The sequence below is a fragment of the Streptomyces sp. NBC_01445 genome (assembly GCF_035918235.1).
In the GTDB taxonomy this organism is placed as follows: Bacteria; Actinomycetota; Actinomycetes; order Streptomycetales; family Streptomycetaceae; genus Streptomyces.
The window spans coordinates 9,092,634-9,116,152 of sequence record NZ_CP109485.1 but is presented as its reverse complement, the minus strand read 5'-3'; the positions used below and the strand labels follow the sequence as shown (position 1 = coordinate 9,116,152).

The window sequence follows — 23,519 nt, the reverse complement described above, 5'->3', positions numbered from 1 at the left end:
ACGCGAGAAGGCACAGCAGCTGTCTGGGACGCACTCTCATGTGAAACCCCAAGCGTTCTCGATGGATTCATTCCTGGAGGTTCGTGCGGGTGGCGCGGAGGGGAGCGGGTGCCGACTGCGCCGCGCCCCGGCCGTGACCGGGGCGCGGCGGCCGCTTTCACGGCCTGGTCGTCACCTTGTAGGTGATCTTCGCGTCGGCGACGGTCCCGCCGTTCTTGGCGGTGATGGTGAACTTGCTGGTGCCGGGGTGGGTAGGAATTCCGGTGATGCCACCGGTGTCCTGGTTGAGGGTCAGGCCGCGCGGGAGGCGGCCGTCGGTGACCTCGTAGCGGATGGTCCGCGGCGTCGTCGAGGTCACCTTGAAGCCGTACAGCTTTCCGATCCGGGCGTCCGTCGGCTCCGCCGTGGCGAAGCCCGGCGTCGGGGCCTTGATCGACTGCGGGTCGCCGATCGGCTGACCGGACGCGTCCATCTCCTGCAGTGTCCACTCGGCGTCCGGCGTGACCTCGGTCAGGTGCCAGTGCCTGCTCGCTACACCCAGTTGCTTCTTCTGCTCGGCAGTGAACGCGCCGGCCGCGCGCACCGACTCCCACATCCGGACGGCGGCGAGCAGCACGGTGGAGTTCTTCCCGGACTGGAGGCCGCTCACGGAGGTCTCGAAGTTGACGCCGGCGTCGAGGGAGGCCGCGTGCGCCAGGGTGTCCTCGATCTTCTGCAGGTTGTCGTTGCCCGAGAGCCCCTGCTGGCCCATCATCCCGGGCAGGTAGTTCGCCCGGTAGAAGGTGTTGCTGCGGATGATCTGGGCGTAGCTCGTGGGGCCGATCTCACCCCAGCTCGCCCTGGACTGGGCGTCCCAGGTGTTCGACGCGAGGTTGCTGCACTCGGTGATGAAGTTCTTGGTGGTGACCTGCCGGTAGACGCCGTTGACGAGGCGCGCGAAGCCGTAGCCGCCCCAGCCGTTGTAGCCGGTGCCTTCAAGGCCGTCGTAGGACGTGGCGTGGACGCCGCTGGTGTTGTAGGCGGTGGCCAGGCGGGTCGCGATCTCGTCGGTGATGGGCAGGCTGGCCAACGCACCGCCGTAGCCGTTCTGGATGAGCCGGGCGACGGTGGTGCCGGCCGGGTAATCCTTGGCGGCCGACGACCACTGTGCCCGGCCCAGGCCGCCGACCTGCCACTCGGTGTTGCTGACCTTGGTGACGGAGCCGTACGTGATGAACTCGTCGCCGATCCGCAGCCGTTGACCGTCGACGCCGGAGGCCAGCAGGCCGTCGGCATCCACGTACAGCGTGGTGTCCGAGCCGGCCAGCGGGCGGGACAGCCGGGCGGAGCCGGCCAACGCGAGCCGTGGATCGGCCGGCGCCTTCACGTACGGGTCGTTGGCGTCGATGAAGGTGGACAGGGTGTGCACCCCGACCTCGACGCCCTCCTTCGCCGCCGCGGCCACCAACTGGGCGGCCGCCGCGTCCGATCCGCCGAAGTTGCCGTTGAACTGGTAGTGCCCGTGCGACGCCCACGGCCCGTTGCCGCTGATCGCGTAGATGTTCCGCACCCCGGCCTGCGCGGCGAGCTTGGCGGCCGCAGTGACGGTGCCCGTGTTGAGGTCGTGGACCCAAAAGTGAGTCTGCGAGGTGCGCTGGGCCACCTTCTGCCACTGGCCGTCCAGGGTGGGGTACGCCTGGTCGTGCTCCTTGGCGATCTGGCTGAGCACCGTCAGGGCGAGATCCGGCGCACTGCCGAACAGGGCGATCTTCGACCCGACGATCCGGCCCTCCGCCGCGGGCAGTGGGCCGAGCGTGATCTTGTAGCCGTTCGTGCGCTGCCGGACCCGCACCTTGCTGTAGTCGTAGGTGGTGGCACGCAGGACGCTGCCCCACGTGGTCTTCGCGGCGACGTTGCTCGCCAGCCACTCGTCCTTCTCGCCGGTCTGGAGCCCGTACGGATTCCAGACGAGATCGGGGCCGAACCCGTACGCCAGGTGCTCGTTCGGCCACCCGCCCACCGTCTTGTCGTTCAGCGGCCGGACGCCCATGACGAACTCGGAGTCGGCGACCACACCGGCCGTCTCGCCGATGGTCTCGTCGAGCGTCGTCGGCAGCGGACCCCACAGCAGCGTCTGCACATCCACACCCGAGGCGGCCGTCAGGCCGACGACTTCAAGGGTGGAATGCGTGGGGAACCCGACGGCCTCCACCTGGATCGTCACACTGTCGCCGACGAACTCCAGGACCTGCCGGTGGTGCGACCTGTCGCGCGACACGACCCGCACCTTCGCGGGGACCATGTGCTTGCCGTCGGCCACCACGCTGACCAGCGTCACCGGGGTGTCCTTCGCCAGGTGGTCGGTGCCGTTACGCAGGTCCACCAGGCTGTCCACGTACCCGGAATCGCTGATGCCCAACGACAGGAAGCCCGCTTCGATCCGCAGCGACGAGAACGACTTGATCCTGGCCGTTCGCTCGGCCTGCGCGGCCTGCGCGGGGCCGGCGGCCATGGCCACGGCAGTGGCCGAACTCAGGCCGCTGGCAACCAGAAAGCGACGCCTGTCCACATGTCCTCCTAGGTGAAGTGACTCTCGATGACGCGCGGGATCGCTGATCAACTGCCGTGAGCAGCGCAGAAGGACGCAAGGCAGGCAAACGTCGAGCGACGAACGAGGTCACTGGATATTTCGTATTCCTCAGCGGAGATGGTTCACGCTGTTCCGGGGAGCGGGATCGGTGGACAGGCGTGAGCCGGAGGGCCCACAGGCCTGTCCGTGCAGGGAAGTGCGCTTGCTTCTCCTATGTAACTACCGCAGCACAAGTGCGATCTAGCGTGCACGGCAACAGGAGAGGCCGTCAAGGCTTAGTTCGGATCTATTTCCGATGGCGCGGGTGCCCCGTGGGGTGATCCGAGCACCCCTGAACGGACAGTCCGGGAGGTATCTTGGGCCCCAGCGCTTGGCATTTCGTGACCTGCATGCATCGGATATATGGAGCAACATGACTGGATCTTCCCGGCCCGCGTCCGCGGCATCGGATTCGGAGACGGAGGCGGCTCCCTACCGCCCCGGCTACGAGGTCGCGGCGGAGCGCATCCTGGAGTACGTCGCACGGCAGGGGATGGGGCCCGGCGACCGGCTGCCGACGGAGAAGGATCTGGCGGCCGAAGTAGACATGAGCAGGACGGTGGTGCGAGAGGGTGTCAAGATCCTCTCGGCCCTCGGGAGGCTCTCGGTGGAGAAGGGACGCGGCATTTTCGTGGCGCATCCCAAGAACGACCTGTGGTCCGACACGTTCTCCCGGTTCCTGCCGACCGACCCCAGCCGCGTCGGTGAACTGTTCGAGTTCCGGCGCTTCACCGAGACCGAGACCAGCGGGCTCGCGGCCACGCGGGCCACACCGGTTCAGCTCAGGGCGATCCGCGAGGCAGCGCAGCGTTCGGCGGAGGCCGCCGAACGCGACGACCACGAGTCGTTCGGCCGGGCCGATGCGGAGTTCCATCAGGCGATCGGTGCGGCGGCGGGGAACGCGTTCCTCTCCAGCCTGGTCGACGCGATCCAGCGGCTGCAGCGGCAGGTCACCATCGTGGCTCTGGCCGACTCCGCACCGGGATCGCTGGCCGGGGCCGCCGAGCAGCACCTTGCGATCCTGGAAGCGATCGGGGCCGGCGAGCGGGAGCAGGCCGCCGCCCTCATGGCCCGCCACATAGACACGACGGAACTCCAGGTCCAACGAGAGATCCGCAACCGCATCTTCGCCGCTCCCGCCGGCCCGGACGGGGCGTGACCGTGGGCGTCAGCCTCGATCAGTAGCCCCCCGCCGCCCCGCCGCCCACGCCGGAAACGGCCGGGCGACGGGGCGCAGCGTGCCGCGGGCGTGAACCGCGCCACCGATGTGTCTCGTTCTCGCGAAGGGAATCCGCAGAGGCCCGGGGCGAAACCCTACGGACATGTATCTGATCTATTGCCACCTCGCTTGGGGCAATAACTCCGTCTCATCTCTTGACATGCCGTCGCGTGCAGACTTCCATACCCCCAAGATGCCCTGAGGGGCGAACGCTGAGGGGAGCGGTCGCCCCCGAGAGCAGCAGGACTCTGGGAAGAGTCTGAACCATGTGACGGATTCGGTGGACGGTCGGCAGCGGGGTTCCCTCTCTCGTCTCGGTACGAGCAAGACAGCGACTCGGTACCGCCCCCCGGACAACGACGGGTAGGGGAAATTGAACATGAAGCGCAATCCGATACTCACGAGAACCGTCGCCCTCGCAGGTGCTCTCCTCCTGGCCGGGTGCACGGCCGGCAGTTCCGGTACGAGTGCATCCAAGGGCAACGGCGACAAGGTCACCTTGACCTTCCTCACCTTCGAAACGCCCAACCTGGACGCGAAGTACTGGGACGCCGCGATCGCCCGCGCCTCGACGAAGGTGCCCGGGGTGACGATCAAGAAGCTCGTGTCCCCCAGCGCCGACCGCACCGGGTACGCGAAGCAGCTCGACAGCACGGGCCAGTTCCCGGACGTCATGATCGGCCTGAACCCCGCCGGATTCGCCGAGGCCGGCAAGCTGGCGCCGTGGACGGACAAGGAACTCGCGACGTACGAGAACCCCCACGCCAACACGTACGGCGGCAAGGTCTACCAGCTGCCCTACGCCGCCCAGACGACGCTGGTCTACTACAACAAGAAGGACTTCGCGGCGGCCGGCATCGACACACCGCCCCGCACGTACCGTGAACTGCTCGACGACAGCGCCAAGTTGAAGAAGAAGGGCATCAACCCCTTCGTGGTCGGCGGTGGCGGCAAGGATTCCTGGGCCGACATGTTCCCGCTGATCTGCACGGTGGCCACCGACGTCTACAGGAAGACGCCGGACTGGCTGTCCCAGCGCGCCAAGGGCAAGGTCAAGTTCACCGACCCGGCGTTCGTCGCCGCCGCCCAGAAGGTCGCCGGCCTCGCGGACAAGGGATACATCGACCGCGCCGGCCTGTCCCGCTCCTACGCGGACACCGAACAGGCCTTCCGTGACGGCAAGGGCGCGATGTATCCGATGGGCAGCTGGTTCTCCGCCTCGGCCGACACAAAGAAGCCGGACTTCGACACGGGCGTCTTCGCGTGGCCCACGGACCAGGGGGCCCCTGCACTCCCGGGCGTCCTCGGCGGCGGGATGACGGTGAACTCCAAGGCGTCCGATGTGCCCCTGGCCAAGAAGTGGGCCAAGGCCTTCATGGAGGACCAGAAGAACCTGGACGCCGCCGTCAAGGCCGACGGGCTCATCATCGACATCAAGGGTTACAGCCCGCCCAGCACCATGGGCCCCGTCTACAAGAAGACCATGGCGGCGTATCGGCAGGCCCAGAAGGGCGGCGGGATCGTCAACTCCTTCTCCCAGGAATCCGGTGACGGTTCCCTGCCGCCCGGCCTGGCCGACAAGGCCGCGGCCGGCGTCCAGAAGCTCATCGGCGGCCGCATGACGGCCCGTCAGTTCGGTGCCTACATGGACGAGCAGTGGGACAAGGCCACCCGATAATGCGCATACGTACCCTGACCCGACCGGAAGGTCCCGCTGCCGCGCCCGCGGCGAAGGACACGGCAGCGGTCCGACCACAGGACGCCCCGGCGCGGCGGTCGTCGCGACCGTCCCGGCGCTTCCGCCCGAACGGCGGACCGGGCCGCTTCGCCGTCTTCGCGGCGCCCGGACTGCTCGCTTACCTGGCCCTCGTCCTGGTGCCGATCGGCATGACCGCCGGCTACAGCCTCACCAACAAGAACCCCTTCAACCCGCCGACCCAGTGGGTGGGCCTGTCCAACCTCACGAGCCTGTTCTCCGACGAAGATTTCCTCAAAGCACTGCAGAACACCGCCGTCATCACCGTGATCGTGACGCTGGTGACCAACGCCGGCGGCCTGGCGATCGCCCTGCTGCTCGACCGGCGCGGCTGGCTGTACAACGCTCTGCGCAGCGTGTTCTTCGTGCCGGTCGTGCTGAGCGCGGTGGTGGTCAGCGTCATCTGGCAGTCGATCCTCGTCGACGACGGCCTGCTCAACTCCATGCTGCGACAGCTGGGGGTGAGTCATCCGCCGGGCTGGCTCTCCGACCCGAGCCTCGCCCTCTACACGGTCTCGTGGGTTATCGCCTGGCAGGGGCTCGGCTTCTGCGTGGTGATCTACCTGGCCGGACTGCAGGGAATTCCGCAGGAGTTGTACGAGGCGGCGGCCATCGACGGCTGTGGGCCGATGATGCGGTTCCGCCATGTCACCTGGCCGATGCTGGCACCCGCCGTCACCATCAACACGGTCATGTCACTGATCGGCGGATTCAAGGCCTACGACCAGATCCAGGTGCTCACCAACGGCGGCCCCGGCCCCGGCACCACATCCACCCTCGCCTTCCAGGTGGTCCAGACCGCGTTCAACGGCAACCACGTCGGCTACGCCTCCGCGATGGCCGTGGCGATGCTGATCCTGGTCGCGACCGTCTCCGTGATCGCGCTCGGGTGGCTGCAGAAACGCGAGGTCTCCGCATGAGCACGAACACGAAGATGAACCCGGACCTCAACCCGAGTATGAACAGGGGCGGAACAAGGGCGTGGGTACGTCCGGTCGTCGCGATCCTCGCCGGCCTGCTGTTCTTCCTGCCGATCTATCTCGTGCTGGTCAACGTGTTCAAGGACGGTTCGGCGATCGTGTCGAACCCGCTCGGCCTGCCGAGCCCGCCCACCCTGGACAACATCCAGGCCGTGCTGTCGCGCCCGGACCACCTCTTCTGGTACGGGCTTGTCAACAGCACGGAGGTCACCGTGATCTCCATCCTCGTCATCACCGCGATCTCCGCCATGCTCGGCCACTACCTGGCCCGGTCGACCGGCATCCTGCCCAAGGTCATCATGGTCGTCCTGCTCTGCGGCCTCATGGTGCCGCCCGCCGTGATCCTCACCCCGATCACCGAAGTCCTGCACACGCTGGGGCTGATGAGCAGCGTGCCCGGACTGGTCCTGGCGTACGTCGGCTACTACATGCCGTTCGGGGTGTTCGTCTTCGCGGGCTTCGCCAAGACTATCCCCCGGGAGCTCGAAGAGGCAGCGGCGATCGACGGCGCCGGAGCGTTCCGCGCCTTCTGGCAAGTGGTCTTCCCGCTGATGCGGCCGGCGTCGGCCAGCGTGGTGATCTTCCTCGGCGTCTGGATCTGGAACGACTTCCTCAACCCGCTGATCGTCCTGGGCCCGGCGGCGGGCACCACGGTGACCGTCGGCATCTACCGGGCCATCGGCGAACACCAGGCGGACTTCGGCTCCGTCTTCGCCTTCATGTTCCTGGCGACACTGCCCATCCTCGTCTTCTACCTGGCCTTCCAAAAGCAGTTCGTCAAGGGCCTCACAGGTGGAGCGACGAAGGGCTGAGAGCGTCCGGTACGGCTGGGCATGTGACAGGGGGCGGGGACCGACGTAAGCCCCGCCCCCTGTCACATGTCGCGGACTTCGGACGCTCGCGCCCCTTCACGCCCGTTCATGTCCGTTCACGTCCCTTCAGCGAGAGGCACTCCTCCCCCATGCACCCCACAGCACCCGTGCACACCGCCACCGCCGTCGACGCACTGTCACTGGGTGCCGCCGCCCTGGGGAACCTGTTCCGCGCAGTCAGCGACGAGGACGCGGCCGCCACCGTGGAGGCCGCCTGGGCCTGCGGCATCCGTGCGTTCGACACCGCTCCGCACTACGGACTCGGCCTGTCCGAGCGCCGCCTTGGGGACGCGTTGCGCACCCGGCCACGTGCGCAGTTCACGCTGTCCACCAAGGTCGGCCGCCTGCTGCGCGCACGCGCCGGGCTGCCCGGCGACGACCTGGCGAACGGCTTCGCCGTCCCGGCCACCCACGAGCGGGTGTGGGACTTCAGCACCCGAGGTGTACGCACCAGCGTCGAGGAGAGCCTCACCCGGCTCGGCCTCGACCGCGTGGACACCGTCTATCTCCACGACCCGGACGGCCACGAGCGCGAGGTATTCGACTGCGCCTACCCCGAGTTGGAGCGGATGCGGGCGGAGGGCATGGTCGGCGCGATAGGCGTCGGCATGAACCAGACCGCGATGCCGACACTCTTCGTCCGCGACACCGACATCGACGTGGTCCTGCTGGCCGGCCGCTACTCCTTGCTCGACCAGAGCGCTCTGGCCGCACTGCTGCCGCTGGCGGCGCAACGCGGAGTGTCCGTGCTGGTCGGCGGGGTGTTCAACTCGGGACTGCTGGCCGATCCCAAGCCGGGCGCGACCTTCGACTACGCGCCGGCCTCGGCAACCGTGCTGAACCGGGCGCTGGCTCTGCGCACGCTGTGCGAGGCCTTCGACGTCCCGCTGCGGGCAGCCGCCCTGCAGTTCCCGCTGGGCCATCCGGCGGTCGCCGGCGTGCTGCTCGGGGCACGCAGCGCCGCCGAGGTGACGGACGCCACCGCGATGATCAGCCACCCCGTCCCCGAGGAGATGTGGCTCGCCCTGCACGCCCAGGGCCTGCTGCCGCCGGGCGTGCCGGTGCCCTTACCGACATTGATCTGAAGCTCCACTCACTGGAACCCACACACGAGGACGGTTGCAGAATGCTGGACAGAAGAAACTGCCTTGCCCTGTTGGCGGCCGCCGGGGTCGGAGCGACGGTCGCTCTCGAACCGACGATCTCGCAAGCCCAACCGCTCGACGCAGGAGTTGCCGGAGCCAGTGGCCAGGCCGCGGAACTCAGCCGCGCTCTGCGCGAGTTGCACGGTTCCCTCCGGGTGTCCGTTCGGGAATATGACGGCACGACGCTTCGTCGGACCCAGGAATTCGACGGCGACCTGCTGTCCGACGGGCCACGACAGTGGCAGCTGAAGTGGGACACGCGACGGGTGCCCGACGGTCACGGGTGGGAGGTCACTCTGACCTGCACCCTGGAGAAGGGCGAGGCGGAGCAGAGCGCGATCTCCCTTGATTTCCCCTTCGAGAGCTGGGAGACCGCCAACTACGTGATGATTCCCGGAATCCTCTACAACGGCAATCGCTATCGCGCCATCGGCAACGGATACAACCCGGACTATCCGGCCGACATGTACTACAACCCACAGACGCCGCTGACGATATCGAACAACCCGCGACTGGCCGTCGATGCTGCGGCGACTTCACGGATCGAGCTGGCGACGTTCAGTACTGCCGCCCCGGCGATGAGCTTCTTCTCGCCCAAGTTCAAAAAGGGCTGGATCGTCCTGACCGAGCAGGGAACCCCTCTGGGCAACAGTGGGCTCTCGGTCGAGGAGAGTGCGAGCAGGGAGAGCTGTGAATTCAGCATCTCGGCACCGGTTGTGCGCCGGCAGGTGGCCGGTTTCGGCGATTTCCGGACGAGCGACGACAGGGCGTCGAACTGGGCCGCCGGTGACGCGGTTTCGATTCGCTTCCAGGTCTTCACCTTCGATGCCGACGGAATTCCGGCAGTCCTGCAGAAGTTCATGGATGTGCGAAAGTCTCTCACCGGCGCCACCGCGCCTCGAAACCTGCTTCCGATGAGCAAGCTGGCGGAGCTCGGCACCAACATCTGCCGAGGCAATTTCACAGAGACCAAGGCGGGCCGCTACTACCTTCCGGAAAACAACAGGGACTTTCAACTGGGCTGGGTGAGCGGAATGATCAACACCTACCCCATGTTGGCCCTGAACGACCCGACGGAACGGGGCAGGGTCTCCGATGAGCTTGACTTCATCTGTTCCCGCATGAAGGGGCAGAGCGGATTCTTCTACGGCACCATCGGTGCAGATGGCAAGATCCGCTCAGAGAAGACGCACCCCGACTTCCCTGCCGTACAGGCGATGGTACGCAAGAACGGAGACGTGCTCTTCTGGCTGATGAAGCACGTGATGCTCCTGAAGGCGCAAGGGCACGGCGGCACCGTCAAGGAATCCTGGGAACTGGCCGCGAGCGGTCTGGCCGAAGCATTCACCCGGACCTGGCGAAAGCACGGAGAATTCGGCCAGTACATCGTGCCCGAAACAGGCGACATCGCCGTGTACAACTCGACGGCCGGCGCCATCGCTCCGGCCGGGATCGCCCTGGCGGCCGACTACTTCCACCGTCCGGACTGGTTGGCCGTGGCCGAGGAAGCAGCCGAATTTTTCTATGAGCGCGACATCAAGTCCCGTGGATTCACCAGCGGAGCGTGCGCGGATATTTCACAGGATGCCGACTCCGAGACAGCGTTCGGTCTCCTGGAGTCATTCATGGCGCTGTACCAGTACACCGGAAAGAAGGGATGGCTGAATCGCGCCAAGGTCCAGGCCGCACTGTGCTCGTCCTGGACGCTTGCGTACGATCCGCTGTTTCCGGCAGGCAGTGCTATCGCGCGGCTCAAGGGGAGGATGGCCGGCGCCGTCTGGGCGAGCAGCCAGAACAAACATGCCGCGCCCGGTGTCTGCACGTCCTCCGCGGACCACCTGTTCAAGCTGTATCGAGCCACTGGGGACAAGAAGTACGCCGAACTCATCAGCGATATCCAGCATGCCCACGCCGAGGCCGTCAACATGCCGGGGCATATCACCACCGACTATCGCATCGGTTCAAGCATGGAGCGCATCCAGCCCAGCGATGCCGAGGGCAAGGGTGCCGTCGGTAATTTCATCTGGACGAGAAACTCCTGGACCGAGACCGACGGTGTCCTGATGGCACTCGAACTTCCCGGAATCTACGTCCGGCCCGGGGAAGGGATTCTCATTCCCTTTGATCACGTCGAAGCCGAGTATGTCAGCGAGAGCCGCCAGGCCGCCGAAGTCCGCTTGACCAACAACACGGCCTACGCGGCACGGGTGTCGGTGCTGGCGGAAACGGCCCGCCAATCGGCCCGCCCCCTCGGGTACACGGCGTTCCTCGGCTGGCCGCAGGTCGACGTCCCGGCGGGCGGGGCGGTCACCGTGCAGGTCACGCGGAAGGGCAAGGTCACGCGTCTGGCCTGATCTGGCCGTTCTCGCTGTGCACCCATTCCACCAGCACCTTCGCCAGACACAGGAAGATCATGCCGAGCACGTCGTCAGAGACAACCGTGACCACCATCGACGCCCACCAGCACGTATGGGACCTGACGGTCCGCGACCAGGACTGGATCACCGGCCCCGAACTCGCCCCGCTGCGGCGTGACTTCACCCTCGACGACCTGCGCCCGCAGGCCGCGGCCGCCGGTGTCGACGCCACGGTGCTGGTGCAGACGATCTGCGTACCCGAGGAGACTCCCGAATACCTGGCGCTCGCCGCGGCCGACCCTTTGGTGGCCGGCGTCGTCGGCTGGACGGACCTGACCTCTCCCGCGGTCGCGGACGCCCTGACCGCACTGTGCGCGCTGCCCGGTGGTGACCGTCTCGTCGGCATCCGCCACCAGGTCCAGGGCGAGGACGAGGCGGACTGGCTGCTCCGTCCCGACGTGGGCCGCGGCCTGACCGCCGTCGCATCCGCCGGTCTCGCGTACGACCTGGTCCTACGCCCTGAACAACTGCCCGCGGCGGTTGCCGTGGCGAGGCGACGGCCCGAACTCATCTTCGTCCTCGACCACTTGGGCCAGCCTTCGGTCCGCCCACGCCGACCGGACACCTGGGCCGCGGACCTGGCCGCCCTGGCCCGCCTGCCCAACACCGTGGCCAAACTCTCCGGGCTCGTCACCGCCGCCGACCGGCACACCTGGAGCCCTGCCGCCCTGCGGCCGTTCGTGTCGGTCGCGCTGGAGGCCTTCGGTCCGGAGCGGCTCATGTTCGGCTCGGACTGGCCGGTGTGCACCCTGGCGGCCGAGTACGAACAGGTGGTCGCCGTCGGCCGCGAGCTCGTGGCGGACCTGTCGGAGCACGAGCGGACGGCGGTGTTCGCAGGCACGGCCGCGCGGGTCTACGGTCTGTGAACCGCGGCGGGCAAGCGGCAGGGGGCGGACGCAACTGCGTCCGCCCCCTGCCGCTTGCCCCCGATGTCAATCGAGGTGGAAGAGCTCTTCGGCGGGTGCCCACCGCTCGCCGTCGCCTACGCTGTCCAGTGGCTGCTGGCAGGGGTCGGTACGGGCCCACCAGTCCCGGGTGACGGGGCACTCGGCGATGTGCGCGGTGTCGGCGGTGTAGTCATCGCCCGTGTATTCGAGGTAGCTGAAGAGCAGGCCGTCACGCAGGAAGATCGAGTAGTTGCCGATGTGGGCGCGCTTGAGGGTCGCGAGGACCTCGGGCCAGGCCGCCGCGTGCAAGGCGCGGTATTCCGCTTCGAGTTCCCCACGCAGGCGTATGACCGCAGCGTAGCGTTGCACGGGTCACCAGCCCTGCTGGTCGAAGCCGATGCCAGGGGCCGTCGGCGCCCGCACCAGCCCGTCGGCGCCGACCGCCGGCTCGCGCTGTACGGGGTTGGTGTACACGAGGGACTCGTAGTACGTGGTGTTGGGGATCGCCATGCACAGGTGGGCGTTGACCACTCCGCTGCCGTGCACCTCGGCCCGCAGGTTGAAGCTGTCGGCCAGGTGCGCGATGCGCAGGGCCCCGGTGATCCCACCCTTGAGCTGCGCGCTGGTGCGGACCCGGCTCGCCGCGCCCGCCATGATGAAGTCGCCGGTGTTGAAATGCGCGCCGTCGGAGGTCTCCGCGACCAGCAGCGGAATGTCGACCTGTTCGGCCAGCCACCGGTGAGCGGTCACGCTGAACTCGCGCATCGGCTCCTCGTACCAGAGGTAGTCCGCCTCGGACAGTGCGCGGCCGAGATACACCGAGTCGGCGAGGTCGAACCCGGCCGAGCCGTCGTACATGAGTGGAATGTCGTCACCGACGTGGGCCCGCAGCTTCTGGCACAGGTCCGCGTCGGCTCGCGCGTCTCCCCACGCGTGCAGCTTGATGGCGGAGTAGCCGAGCTCCAGGCACTGGTCGGCCACGTCGAGGTACTCCTCGACGCTGCCGAAGGTGACCGTGCTCGCGTAGGCGGGAATGGCCTCGCGGTAGGGACCGAGCAGCCGGTGGACCGGCTGCCCGGCCGCGAGGCCGGCCAGGTCCCACAGCGCTACGTCGACCAGGCCGAGCGCGTAGATGGGGAGTTCCTCTATACGGTCCAGCTCCCACAGGCGGTGCCACAGCAGCTCGCGCATCAGCGGGTCGCGGCCGAGCAGGTCCTCACGTATACGACGGTTCACCAGGTCGGCGACGATCAGCCCACGTCTCGTGTGCGCCTCGCCCACCAGGCCGTCGCCCGTGTGGACCCGCAGAATTCCGCCCACGACCGCCGGCTCCGAACCGGGCAGCCCTGCTCGCCACCGGAAGGGCGGCTGAGCGGGCAGATCGACCAGTTCCACAGTCACGTCGGTGATTCGCATGGATGTCCTTCATGGGTGATGGTGTGCGGTTCAGGCGTTGGGGTGGCCGGGGGTGATGCGGTGCCGGATCTCTCGTTGGAACTGGTGGGTGGTCCGGTCGATGTGATGGGCCATGAGGGTGTGTGCGTACGTGGGTTCGCCGGTGGCGATGGCGTGGGCGATGGCCTCATGCTGGGCGGCGGCGTCGTGCAGGGAACCGCCCGCGAGGCCTGCCAGTCCTATGGCCGTGACCTGGTGCTGCAGGCGGCGCAGGGTGTCGATGGTGGCGGTGAGGAAGGAGTTGTTGGTGGCGGCGGCGATGGCGGTGTGGAAGGCGTCGTCGGCGCGGCTGAAGGCGTCGATGTCACCTTGCTGGGCGGCCCGGGTGGACTGATGGGCGGCCTCGCGGACGGCCTTGACCTGGGCCGGCGTGGCGCGTTGGGCGGCCAGGCGGGTGGTGGTGGTTTCCAAGTGCCGCCGGAATTCGAAGAGTTCGTCGACCTGGTGCAGGTCGGCGGGCAAGAAGTGGGTCAGGGAGTGCTGCCAGGAGGACTGGTCGGGCTGGGCGACATAGATGCCGCGGCCCTTGTGCACGGACAGCCGGCCCAGCGCGGAGAGGATCTTCACCGCCTCGCGGACCACGGTCCGGCTCATCCCCACCCGGTCGGCCAGGTCCTGCTCGGTGGGCAGCCGGTCGCCCGGCTCCAGGCCGGCCAGGACGAGGTGTTCGAGGATGCGTTCGGCCGCGACCTCGTAGCCGGGACGGTAACCGGGACCGTCGCCCGGGGGTTCCAGCGCGGGTGCGGTGCTGTGGGCTGCGCGGGTCAACGGCGCTCCCCTTTCACGTCGATCCACTTCTGCGTCGATCCATGGCACGGCGATCCGGACGGCATAGCGATAGCGGTCCGTGTCGGGCATGAGGTCACCGAACGGCGCAGAGGCGCCCCAAGCGCAATATGTTTCGGATACATCAGCCAATCCGGGGTCAGTGAATCACATTCAAACTCTTGACGCCAGGATCCGGCGAGCCCAGACTCGTTCCGTCCCATACCAGCCACTCCATCCCACCCCTCACCGGGGCAACACCCCTCTACCGCCTGGCCGTAGCGCCCCCGGGAGTGCGAGTGTCCTGGCGGTCGGCGCCACCTCAACCCCGTCAGGATCAGGCACAAACCCACCATGCAATCGGATATGTTCCAGATCTATCATCGATCATCCTGGCCCTGCTGGGGTCGAAACCTTCTGAAAGGGCAAGCACCTTGGACGACATCAGGCTCGGTGTCATCGGCCTGGGCAATCGCAGCGACCTGGCCGACCTGGCTCACCGGCCCGGATCGGGCTCACTGGTGGCCGCCGCCTGCGACCGCGACCGACAGGTGCTTGCGCACGCCGAGGAGCGATTCGGCACCCAGGTGCGGACCGCCGCGGATCACCACGAGCTGCTCGACGCGGGACTCGACGGCGCGCTGGTGCTGACTCCGGACCACACGCACGAGGAGATCGGCCTGGACTTCCTTCAAGCCGGTGTACCGGTGTTCCTGGACAAACCGATGGCGATCACCACCGACGGGTGTGACCGGCTGCTCGCGGCTGCGCGCCAGTCCCGGACCCGGCTGTACGTGGGCCACAACATGCGGCACATGCCGGTCGTGGTGGCCATGCGTGAACTGATCGCCAAGGGGGTGATCGGCGAGGTCAAGGCCGTCTGGTGCCGCCATTTCGTCGGCCACGGCGGGGACTTCTACTTCAAGGACTGGCACGCGGACCGACGTCTCACCACCGGCCTGCTGCTGCAGAAGGGCGCGCACGACATTGATGTCATCCATTGGCTGGCCGGCGGCTACACCCGGCAGGTGAACGCCATGGGCGGGCTGACGGTCTACGGGGACATCGACTCGCACCGCGACCGCAGCGGGGAGCGGATGACCGAGTGGCTGTCGACGGAGAACTGGCCGCCGCTCAGCCAGACCGGTCTCCACCCGGTGGTGGACGTGGAGGACCTGAGCATGATGCAGATGCGGCTGGACAACGGTGTTTTCGCGAGCTACCAGCAGTGTCACTACACCCCCGACTACTGGCGCAACTACACGGTGATCGGTACCGAGGGGCGGCTGGAGAACTTCGGCGACTCGGAGGGAGCGGAGGTCCACGTGTGGAACCGCCGCTCCGACGGCCGCGCCGAGGCCGATCTGGTGCTGCCCGTGCACACACCGACCGGCACGCACGGGGGCGCCGATCCCGTGCTGATGGCGGAATTCCTGCAGTTCGTACGGGACGGCGGAGCCACCGTCACCTCGCCCGTCGCGGCCCGCGAAGCGGTAGCCGCGGGCTACGCGGCCACCGTGTCGCTGCGGGACGGCGGCCGGGCCGTCGAGGTCGAGGCCCCGGACCGGGAGCTGGCCGCGTACTTCGGGCACGGCCAGAGCTGATCCGCCTCGGAAACTCGTTTCAAGTGGCTCCGTTCCGGGAGGAATCCGGACCGGCGCCACTTCGCATTCCGAAGGTCAGCCGAAGGTCAGCCGGTCGGGCCCGGATCGGCGGGGCCCAGATCCGCGACGTCGCAGAGCTCGATCCGCTCGCCCGGCCGGTGCAGTTCCAGGATCACGAGTTCATTCAGGCCGGCCCGCCACACCGGGGCGGGGGCGTACAGCGTGCGCTGGGGTCCGCGGTCCCAATAGCGGCCGAGGGCGAAGCCGTTCAGCCACACCTGGCCCTTGGTCCAGCCCGGCAGGGCCAGGAAACCGTCGGCCGGTTCCGGTACCTCCAGCGTCGCACGATGAAAGGCCGGGCCCTCGACCTGTTCGGCGGCCCCGAACCGCAATCCTGCCAGATCGGTCAGCGGGAGGGGTGGATCTCCCAGTCGAACTGGTACTGGCCGGCGATCCGGACGCCGCCGCTGATGCCCTTGTGATCCTCCAGCAGGGGGCCGTAGTTGATCCGCCCCATGTTCTCTACCAGCAGGTCGAGTTGGGCACCGGTGTCGGGGACGCTGATCGGCAGCGCGTCGAGCGGCCCGGTCCGCTCCAGGACGCCCAGCGGCACACCGTCGAGGAACACCTGGGCCCGGTCCGCGAGGCCGTGCACGCGCAGGGTCGAGTCGGGGAAGGAGCCACGGAGCCACGTGCGGTAGTGGATCAGCCCCAGTGACTGGCCCAGCACCTCCATCGGTTCCGGTGAGAGCCGGTGTTGAGGAGTGGAGAGCACGTCGAGGCAGTCGGCCAGCGCCACCGCGCCGTCCGGCCGGACCGTCTGCGGGGCGAGCCGGTCCGGTGTCCTGGGTATCGCGTACGGGACCGGGCCACGGTGCCGCTCGATCACCGCGCGGAACGCGTGGAACTTCTCGGTCAGCTCTCCGGCCTCGCCGACCGGGGCGTCGTAGTCGTAACTGCTGCAGGTGGGCTCGTAGTCGTTCTCGTCGTGGTTGGCTCCGTTCCACCAGCCGAAGTTCGTGCCGCCGCGACCCATGTAGAGGTTGACCGAGGCGCCCTGAGCCAGCATCCGGTCCAGCTCCGCTGCTGCCTCGTCCGCCTTCCGTACGTGGTGGTGCTCGCCCCAGTGGTCGAACCAGCCGTGCCAGTACTCGGAGCACATCAGCGGGCCGGTCGGCTGGTGGCGGCGCAGTGTCGCCAGTGACTCCTCGGGCTGTAAGCCGAAGGTCGCGGTCGCCAGGGTGCCGGGCAGCACGCCCCCGCGCAGTACGCCGTCAGTCGCTCCGTCGGCGGTGAACAGCGGGCAGTCCACGCCGCGTCGGATCAGGCCCTGCCGCAGATGGTCGAGGTAGGGGGTGTCATGGCCGTAACTGCCGTACTCGTTCTCGACCTGGACGGCGATCACCGACCCGCCCCGACTGGCGAGCAGGGGGCGCAGGACTGGGATCAGCTGGTCGAACCAGGCGTCCACAGCGGCCAGATAGCGGTCGTCGGTGCGGCGCAGCCGCAGCCCGGGGTCAGCCAGCAACCATGCAGGGAGGCCGCCGAACTCCCACTCAGCGCAGATGTAGGGGCCGGGGCGCACGATCACGTCCAGGTCGAGCCGGGCAGCGGTGCGCAGGAAGCGGGCGACATCGGCCTGTCCGGAGAAGTCGGTCTGCCCCGCCGGGAGCACCGCCGCGGCCCCGGCCGCGCCCGCGGTGCGCTCCCGGCCGGACGCACCGCACTCGGCGTGACGCCGGGGCCAAGCGGCGCAGGCGCCGATCGCGCCATGGTCGGGACGGTTGGGGGCGAAGGCGACCGGGTCGCCGTCGCCCTGCGGTCCGCTCAGCCTCCCCATGGCGCTCCAGCCGCCGGTACGGTCCGGTCCCGGCCTGGTGTCCGACGGCGGGATCACGGCCGACGCGGCGATGAAGGCAGGCTCGCAGCCGGTTCAATGGCCATTCGATATTTCTGAGCTACGGATATCCACGGTTGGCATGTATCGGATCTATGGTCTTGACGTTACGGCGCGCCCCACAAATACTGAACTTCGCCTCGCGGTGGATACAAGTACCGAGCCTCGGCGCCTCGGAAGACCACAGCCCCGCCCCTCGACCTTCGAGGGGAGCGCCCAGGCTCCTCACATTCAACTTGCCCAAGAATCTGAGTAATTTCCAGTTCCTCGCAACGGGAAGGTTCACATAAATGCTTGCTAAGTTGGCCGCGCGCTCCAGACGGCGGGCCGTACTCGGGAGTTTGTCCGCGGCCGCCCTGGCCCTGACAGCGGCGGCGTGCGGAGGGAGCGGCGACGACAAGGCCGCCGGCGGCACCGTCCACCTGGAGTTCTGGGGCTGGGCCCCCGGCTACGACAAGTCGGCCGAGCTGTTCAACGCCACCCACAAGAACATCAAGGTCACCTTCAAGAAGCTGCCGTCCGGTGGCCAGGGCGGCTACGACAAGATGCTCTCGGCAGTGAAGGCGGGCAACGCCCCCTGCCTGGCGCAGATCGGCTTCGAGTCCATACCCACCTTCCTGCTCGAGGGCGCCCTGGAGGACGTCTCCCAGGAGGCCGGTGCCGCGAAGGACAAGTTCGTTCCGTGGACGTGGAACCAGGTCACCGTCGCGGGCAAGACCTACGGCATCCCGGTCGACACGGGCCCGATGGCCATGTACTACCGCAAGGACGTCTTCAAGAAGTACGGCATCGCGGTGCCGACGACCTGGGACGAGTACGCCAAGGCGGCCGAGAAGCTGCACAAGGCCGACCCCGAGGCCCACATCGTGAACCTGCGGGCGATCACCCTGTCCGGCCTGGCCTGGCAGAAGGGCGCCAAGTGGTTCGGTACCGAGGGCGACGCGTGGCACGTCGGCGTCAACGACGACCGGTCCCGGCAACTCGCCGACTACTGGCAGCAGTTGGTGGACAAGAAGCTGGTGGCCACGGACCAGGGCTACAGCCCCGCGTGGTGGAGCGGCCTGCAGTCCGGCAAGGTGGCCACGGCGATCGGCGCGGTCTGGCTGAACCCACTGATCGCCCAGAACGCCCCCAAGGCCAAGGGCAAGTTCGCCGTCGCCCCGATGCCGCAGTGGACCGCCGGGGAGAAGAAGTTCGGCAACGACGGCGGCGGCAGCACGGCCGTGCTCAAGGGCTGTCAGCACAAAGACGAGGCAGTCGGGTTCGCCACCTGGATGAGCACCAACCCCGACAGCCTCAAGAACCTGATCACGAAGACCGGCATCTACCCGGCCGCCACCGCCGGACTCAAGCTGCCCGAAGTGAACAAGGGCGTGGACTACTACGGCGGCCAGAACATCTACAAGGTGTTCGGCGAAGCCGCCCAGCACGCGGACACGAGCTGGCAGTGGGGTCCCACGCAGTCGCAGTTCGGTGTCGACCTGGACGAGGCGACCGCCAAGGCCTACGCCGGTTCCGGCACGCTGTTCGACGCGTTCAACAACGTACAGAAGAGGACGCTCGCGGCGATCAAGTCGAAGGGCGTGAAAGTCAGATGACCCGCAATGTGGACTCCCCGACAGTGCCGGTCGCGTACCGGCCGGCGCCGTCGGGCGATCACGGCGCGGACCGGCTCGCCGGTGCCCCGGGCCGGGAGCCGCGGCCGTCGCGCGGCCGCTCCGCCAGCAGGCTCGCCGCCCGGCGCAACCGCTCCGCCGCCGTGCTGCTCGCCCCGTTCGGCGTCCTGTTCCTGGCCGTGTTCGTCATCCCGATCGGGTACGCCGTCCATCAGAGCCTGTTCCGGGTGGAGCGCTCCGGGCTCGGCTTCGGGGCTCCGCGCACCGTCTTCGCCGGCCTGGACAACTACACGCGGGTGCTCACCGACAGCACGTTCCTGAAGGGCGTGGGCAGGGTCCTGGTCTTCGGCCTCGTCCAGGTGCCGGTGATGCTGGGTCTCGCCCTGCTCCTCGCCCTGCTCCTCGACTCCCAAGTGGCACGGTTCAAGCGCTTCTTCCGCGTGGCGTACTTCCTGCCGTTCGCGATCCCCGGCGTGATCGCGGCGGTGCTGTGGGCCTTCCTCTACATGCCCGGCATCAGTCCGTTGAACGACATCGGCAGGAGCATCGGCGTAGACGTCGACTTCCTCTCCCACAACGTGATCCTCTTCTCGATCGGCAACATCGTCACCTGGTCCTGGACCGGCTACAACATGCTGATCATCTACACCTCGCTGCAGTCCGTCCCCAAGGAGCTGTACGAGGCCGCCGAGCTGGACGGATGCTCCGGATTCCGGATCGCCTGGCACATCAAGGTGCCGCTGGTGCGCCCGGCCCTCACCCTGACCGGCGTCTTCTCCATCATCGGCACGCTGCAGCTGTTCGGTGAACCGATGGTGCTGCGCCCCATGACCGCCGCGATCAGCAGCAACTACACCCCGGTGATGCTCTCCTACCAGGCCGCCTTCGGCCTCAACGACTACAACTTCGCCGCGGCTGTCGCGGTGGTCCTGGCCCTTGCCACGTTCGCCCTGTCCTACGGCTTCCTGCGCCTGAGCACACGAGGATCGCGATGAGCACGCAGCCCACAGCCCGACGCCGCAGGTCCGACCCCGGGCGGGCGGCGCTGCCCGCCCGCCGTCGCGGCACCTCAGCCGCCCGACTGAGCACCACCGTGCTGCTGTTCGCGATCGCGGGCTACTTCCTGCTGCCGATCTGGTGGCTGATCGTCTCGGCGACGAAATCCAACGGTGACCTGTTCGGCAGCAACGGCTTCTGGTTCGGCTCGCACTTCCACCTCGCCGACAACCTCACGAAGGTCTTCCGGCACAGCAACGGCATCTTCGGCCACTGGCTCCTCAACAGCCTTCTGTACTGCGGGGTCGGGGCCCTGGTGGCCACCCTGTTCGCCGCGATGGCTGGATACGCCCTGGCCAAATATCCCTTCAAAGGCCGGGAGGGTGTCTTCGCCGTGATCCTCGGCGCGGTGCTCATCCCCCCGCCGCTGCTCGCCCTCCCGCTGTATCTGCTCGCCTCGTCAACCGGCCTCGTCAACACGTACTGGTCGGTGCTGATCCCGAGCGCCGTCACCCCCTTCGGGGTCTACCTCGCCCGCGTCTACGCCGAAGCCTCCGTGCCCGACGAACTCACCGACGCCGCCCGGGTCGACGGCGCGGGAGAACTCCGGATCTTCTTCACCATCGCGCTGCGGCTGATGTCGCCCGCTCTGGTCACCATCTGCCTCTTCCAGTTCGTGGGGATCTGGAACAACTTCTTCCTGCCCCTGATGATGCTCGCCGACGACTCACGCTGGCCGCTCACCCTGGGGCTCTACTTCTGGAACAGCCAGCTTCGGGACCAGCCCTGGTACGACATCGTCGTCACGGGCTCCCTGGTGTCGGTGGTCCCCCTCTGTATCGCCTTCCTCGCCCTCCAGCGGTTCTGGCGCTCGGGGCTGTCCGCCGGAAGCCTCAAGAGCTGATGCGGGGACAGGTCCGTGCTGATCAGCTGTGGCGAGTGTTGCGAGCTTCTCTCGCCAGGTGAGGGCAGTGGCCCGCCCGAGGAAGCCGTGGAAGTGGGTGCCCTTTCGCTCGTACCGGATGGTGAGGCGCCGGTAGCCGAAGAGCCGGTCGATGGACCGCTCGGTCTTCCAGCGGTGCCGGCCGAGCCGTTCGCCGGACTCGATGCCCGGCCGTGCGATGCGTGGGACGACACCCCGCTCGCGCGGCCAGGCCAGGTGTTCGGCGGAGAAGTCCGCCTTGTCCGCGCGGAGTTTGACCGGGCGTCACCGACGGAGGTCCGCGTCGTGAGCGGATGGCGGGTATGCCGCCGACCGGCGGCTTGAGGGCGAGGCTCGCGTGCATGTTGGCGCCGGTCATGGCGACGCTGAGCGGGATGCCCTGAGGCTCGGCCAGCAGATGCAGTCCGCTGCCCTGCTTGCCGCGACCGACCGGGGTCGGCCCGCTCAGCGAACGCCCTCTTTCGCCCGCTCCAAGGCGGCGTCGACGATCGCGTACGTCCAGTCGAGCTCAGCCTGGGCGCCGAGTTCGTCCAGCACCGCCCGGTGCAATCCGCGCCACGGCCCCACCTTGGTCCATGAGGTGCGCCGTCGCGGGCGACATCCCGGACGTCTCCAGCAGGGGCCGCCAGGCACCCCCGCTGGTCGGCACGTACACCACCGCCGTGAACCCGGCCCGCTCGTCCAGCAGCGCGGTTCCGCCGCCCTGAGGGCGGGAGTTGAACGACGACAGCAACGGAGCGCCAAGTTCCGACAGACCCTCAGGAACCAGCCGCCGCGACAGATCGGCACCCCCGAAGAGACGTCGTGCCGCAGCTCACGCCACCACCACGTGAGACATCCTCTCAGTCCGAACCTTCGTGGTGCCCCGTCGTGGTCGCGGCACATCCATCCCGTCGGAGCCCAGAGGCTTGGCATCCCGATGACTGCAGGCTGCAGCCAGTGCCAACCATGCCTCTCTTGTGCCAACTATGAATCCTCGTCACAGGCGCCTCAGCGGCGGACACGGGGCATGCCCAGACCTATCCAGGAGATGATCTCGCGCTGGATCTCGTTGTTGCCGCCGCCGAACGTGAAGATCACGGCTGATCGGTAGCCGCGTTCGAGTTCGCCGTGCAGGACGGCGCCCGCCGAGCCCTCCTTGAGCGCCCCCGCCGCGGCGACGACCTCCATCAGCCAGGCATACGCCTCGCGGCGCGCCTCGGAGCCGTACACCTTTACGGCGGAGGCGTCCTGCGGGGTGAGGCTGCCTTCCTGGACGGCGTTCACCATCTGCCAGTTGAGGAGTTTCATCGCGTCGAGCCGGGTGTGCGTCTGGGCGAGGCGCTTGCGCACCCAGCCGAGGTCGATGACGCGGCGCCCGTCGGCGAGCTTGGTGTCCATGGCCCAGCGCTGCACGTCGCGCAGCGCGCGGATCGCCATGGTGCCGTGGGCGGCGAGCGTCACGCGCTCGTGGTTGAGCTGGTTGGTGATGAGCCGCCAACCCTTGTTCTCCTCACCGACGCGGCGGCTGACGGGAACCCGGATGTTCTCGTAGTAGCTGGCCGTGGTGTCGTGCGAGGCAAGGGTGTTGATGATGGTGCAGGAGTAGCCGGGGTCCGACGTCGGCACCAGGAGCATGGTGATGCCCTTGTGCGACGGGGCGTCCGGGTCGGTGCGCACGGCGAGCCACACCCAGTCGGCCGTGTCGCCGTTGGTCGTCCAGATCTTCTGCCCGTTCACCGTGTAGTGGCCGGTGGCCTCGTCCCCGTCGCGTACCGCCCGCGTCTTGAGCGCGGCGAGGTCGGTGCCCGCGTCGGGCTCGCTGTAGCCGATGGCGAAGTCGAGCTCTCCGGAGAGGATCCTCGGCAGGAAGTACGCCTTCTGCTCGTCGCTGCCGTACTGCATGATCGTGGGGCCGACGGTGTTGAGCGCCATGAGTGGCAGGGGCACGCCCGCCTGCGCGGCCTCGTCGAAGAAGATGAACTGTTCCATGGGCGTCAGGCCGCGCCCGCCGTACTCCTTCGGCCACCCGACGCCGAGCCACCCGTCGGTGCCGAGCCGTCGCACCGTCTCGCGGTAGAACCGCTTCTGCGCGGCCGGATCCTCGTAGCGGGCGTACGCGTTGTCGGGCACCAGCTCCGCGAAGTAGGCGCGCAGCTCCGCGCGCAACTGCTGTTGCTCGGGCGTGTATTCGAGGTGCACGGCCCCTCCTGGCGGTCGCTGGTACACCGGGTCCCGGTCCTGACGGCGCACACAGTAGAACTCGTTTCAGAAATAAGGAATGGGCGCGGGCGGACGGTTCCGGCGCCGGGGGCCCGCGCGGTCAATCCCTTTGCGGGGGCGCGCGCCCGTGGTTAGGTTCAGCCGCGTCCTCAACTCC

19 protein-coding genes are annotated in these 23,519 nt (G+C 68.0%); 12 read left to right on the top strand and 7 right to left on the bottom strand.

Annotation, left to right across the window (positions count from 1 at the left end; all coding sequences use genetic code 11):
• Positions 1 to 157: 157 nt before the first annotated feature.
• Entirely contained in the window at positions 158 to 2,548 is a 2,391-nt protein-coding gene (locus OG574_RS41590) for an Ig domain-containing protein (protein ID WP_326777421.1), read from the bottom strand.
• 433 nt (positions 2,549 to 2,981) lie between these two features.
• Here OG574_RS41590 and OG574_RS41585 point away from each other — a divergent pair, with 433 nt between their 5' ends.
• From OG574_RS41585 to OG574_RS41555, 7 genes are all read left to right on the top strand, one after another.
• Positions 2,982 to 3,767 (top strand): FadR/GntR family transcriptional regulator, encoded by a 786-nt coding sequence (locus OG574_RS41585; protein WP_326777420.1) that lies wholly within the window; start codon positions 2,982 to 2,984, stop codon positions 3,765 to 3,767.
• Positions 3,768 to 4,206: 439 nt separating this feature from the next.
• On the top strand, positions 4,207 to 5,505 hold the full coding sequence (locus OG574_RS41580) for an ABC transporter substrate-binding protein (protein ID WP_326777419.1): 1,299 nt from the start codon (positions 4,207 to 4,209) through the stop codon (positions 5,503 to 5,505).
• Complete coding sequence (locus tag OG574_RS41575) at positions 5,505 to 6,503, top strand: carbohydrate ABC transporter permease (RefSeq protein WP_326777418.1); 999 nt, start codon at positions 5,505 to 5,507, stop codon at positions 6,501 to 6,503. The genes OG574_RS41580 and OG574_RS41575 overlap by 1 nt, the downstream gene beginning before the upstream one ends.
• Before the next feature lie 38 nt (positions 6,504 to 6,541).
• Positions 6,542 to 7,375, top strand: a complete 834-nt coding sequence (locus OG574_RS41570; RefSeq protein WP_326778775.1) for a carbohydrate ABC transporter permease — start codon at positions 6,542 to 6,544, stop codon at positions 7,373 to 7,375.
• Positions 7,376 to 7,524: 149 nt separating this feature from the next.
• The gene (locus OG574_RS41565; RefSeq protein ID WP_326777417.1) at positions 7,525 to 8,520 is read left to right on the top strand and encodes an aldo/keto reductase; all 996 of its coding nucleotides are present in this window, start codon (positions 7,525 to 7,527) and stop codon (positions 8,518 to 8,520) included.
• 41 nt (positions 8,521 to 8,561) lie between these two features.
• Complete coding sequence (locus OG574_RS41560) at positions 8,562 to 10,934, top strand: hypothetical protein (RefSeq protein ID WP_326777416.1); 2,373 nt, start codon at positions 8,562 to 8,564, stop codon at positions 10,932 to 10,934.
• 59 nt (positions 10,935 to 10,993) lie between these two features.
• Positions 10,994 to 11,863: an amidohydrolase family protein gene (locus tag OG574_RS41555; RefSeq protein WP_442816883.1), complete on the top strand. Its 870-nt coding sequence runs from the start codon at positions 10,994 to 10,996 to the stop codon at positions 11,861 to 11,863.
• A gap of 66 nt (positions 11,864 to 11,929) precedes the next feature.
• Here OG574_RS41555 and OG574_RS41550 read toward each other — a convergent pair whose 3' ends face one another.
• The 3 genes from OG574_RS41550 to OG574_RS41540 are packed head-to-tail and all read right to left on the bottom strand — an operon-like array spanning position 11,930 to position 14,107.
• Positions 11,930 to 12,253: an L-rhamnose mutarotase gene (locus tag OG574_RS41550; RefSeq protein ID WP_326777414.1), complete on the bottom strand. Its 324-nt coding sequence runs from the start codon at positions 12,251 to 12,253 to the stop codon at positions 11,930 to 11,932.
• A gap of 3 nt (positions 12,254 to 12,256) precedes the next feature.
• Positions 12,257 to 13,300, bottom strand: coding sequence for an enolase C-terminal domain-like protein (locus tag OG574_RS41545; protein ID WP_326777413.1), 1,044 nt, complete (start codon positions 13,298 to 13,300; stop codon positions 12,257 to 12,259).
• A 30-nt stretch (positions 13,301 to 13,330) separates the two neighbouring features.
• Positions 13,331 to 14,107, bottom strand: a complete 777-nt coding sequence (locus OG574_RS41540) for a FadR/GntR family transcriptional regulator (protein WP_326777412.1) — start codon at positions 14,105 to 14,107, stop codon at positions 13,331 to 13,333.
• A gap of 431 nt (positions 14,108 to 14,538) precedes the next feature.
• On the opposite strand from OG574_RS41540, the gene OG574_RS41535 reads away from it, so the two are divergent.
• Positions 14,539 to 15,708, top strand: a complete 1,170-nt coding sequence (locus OG574_RS41535) for a Gfo/Idh/MocA family protein (RefSeq protein WP_326777411.1) — start codon at positions 14,539 to 14,541, stop codon at positions 15,706 to 15,708.
• Positions 15,709 to 15,794: 86 nt separating this feature from the next.
• Here the strand turns inward: OG574_RS41535 and OG574_RS41530 are convergent, their stop codons facing one another.
• Both OG574_RS41530 and OG574_RS41525 read right to left on the bottom strand, forming a co-directional pair.
• A complete protein-coding gene (locus OG574_RS41530; RefSeq protein ID WP_326777410.1) occupies positions 15,795 to 16,100 on the bottom strand; it encodes a hypothetical protein in 306 nt (101 codons plus the stop codon).
• Positions 16,101 to 16,114: 14 nt separating this feature from the next.
• Positions 16,115 to 17,548: a beta-galactosidase gene (locus OG574_RS41525; protein WP_326777409.1), complete on the bottom strand. Its 1,434-nt coding sequence runs from the start codon at positions 17,546 to 17,548 to the stop codon at positions 16,115 to 16,117.
• A 347-nt stretch (positions 17,549 to 17,895) separates the two neighbouring features.
• Between OG574_RS41525 and OG574_RS41520 the strand changes: the two genes are divergently transcribed.
• The 4 genes from OG574_RS41520 to OG574_RS41505 all read left to right on the top strand — a co-directional run bounded on the left by OG574_RS41520 (position 17,896) and on the right by OG574_RS41505 (position 21,867).
• Positions 17,896 to 19,203, top strand: a complete 1,308-nt coding sequence (locus OG574_RS41520) for an ABC transporter substrate-binding protein (protein WP_326777408.1) — start codon at positions 17,896 to 17,898, stop codon at positions 19,201 to 19,203.
• The gene (locus OG574_RS41515; protein ID WP_326777407.1) at positions 19,200 to 20,216 is read left to right on the top strand and encodes a carbohydrate ABC transporter permease; all 1,017 of its coding nucleotides are present in this window, start codon (positions 19,200 to 19,202) and stop codon (positions 20,214 to 20,216) included. The genes OG574_RS41520 and OG574_RS41515 overlap by 4 nt, the downstream gene beginning before the upstream one ends.
• A complete protein-coding gene (locus tag OG574_RS41510) occupies positions 20,213 to 21,121 on the top strand; it encodes a carbohydrate ABC transporter permease (RefSeq protein ID WP_326777406.1) in 909 nt (302 codons plus the stop codon). Before OG574_RS41515 ends, OG574_RS41510 begins: the two co-directional genes overlap by 4 nt.
• Before the next feature lie 614 nt (positions 21,122 to 21,735).
• Complete coding sequence (locus OG574_RS41505) at positions 21,736 to 21,867, top strand: hypothetical protein (RefSeq protein WP_326777405.1); 132 nt, start codon at positions 21,736 to 21,738, stop codon at positions 21,865 to 21,867.
• A gap of 283 nt (positions 21,868 to 22,150) precedes the next feature.
• On the opposite strand, the gene OG574_RS41500 is transcribed toward OG574_RS41505, so the two are convergent.
• Positions 22,151 to 23,341 carry an acyl-CoA dehydrogenase family protein gene (locus tag OG574_RS41500; protein WP_326777404.1) on the bottom strand — a complete coding sequence of 397 codons (1,191 nt, stop codon included), beginning with the start codon at positions 23,339 to 23,341 and terminating at the stop codon, positions 22,151 to 22,153.
• Between the last annotated feature and the right edge of the window lie 178 nt (positions 23,342 to 23,519).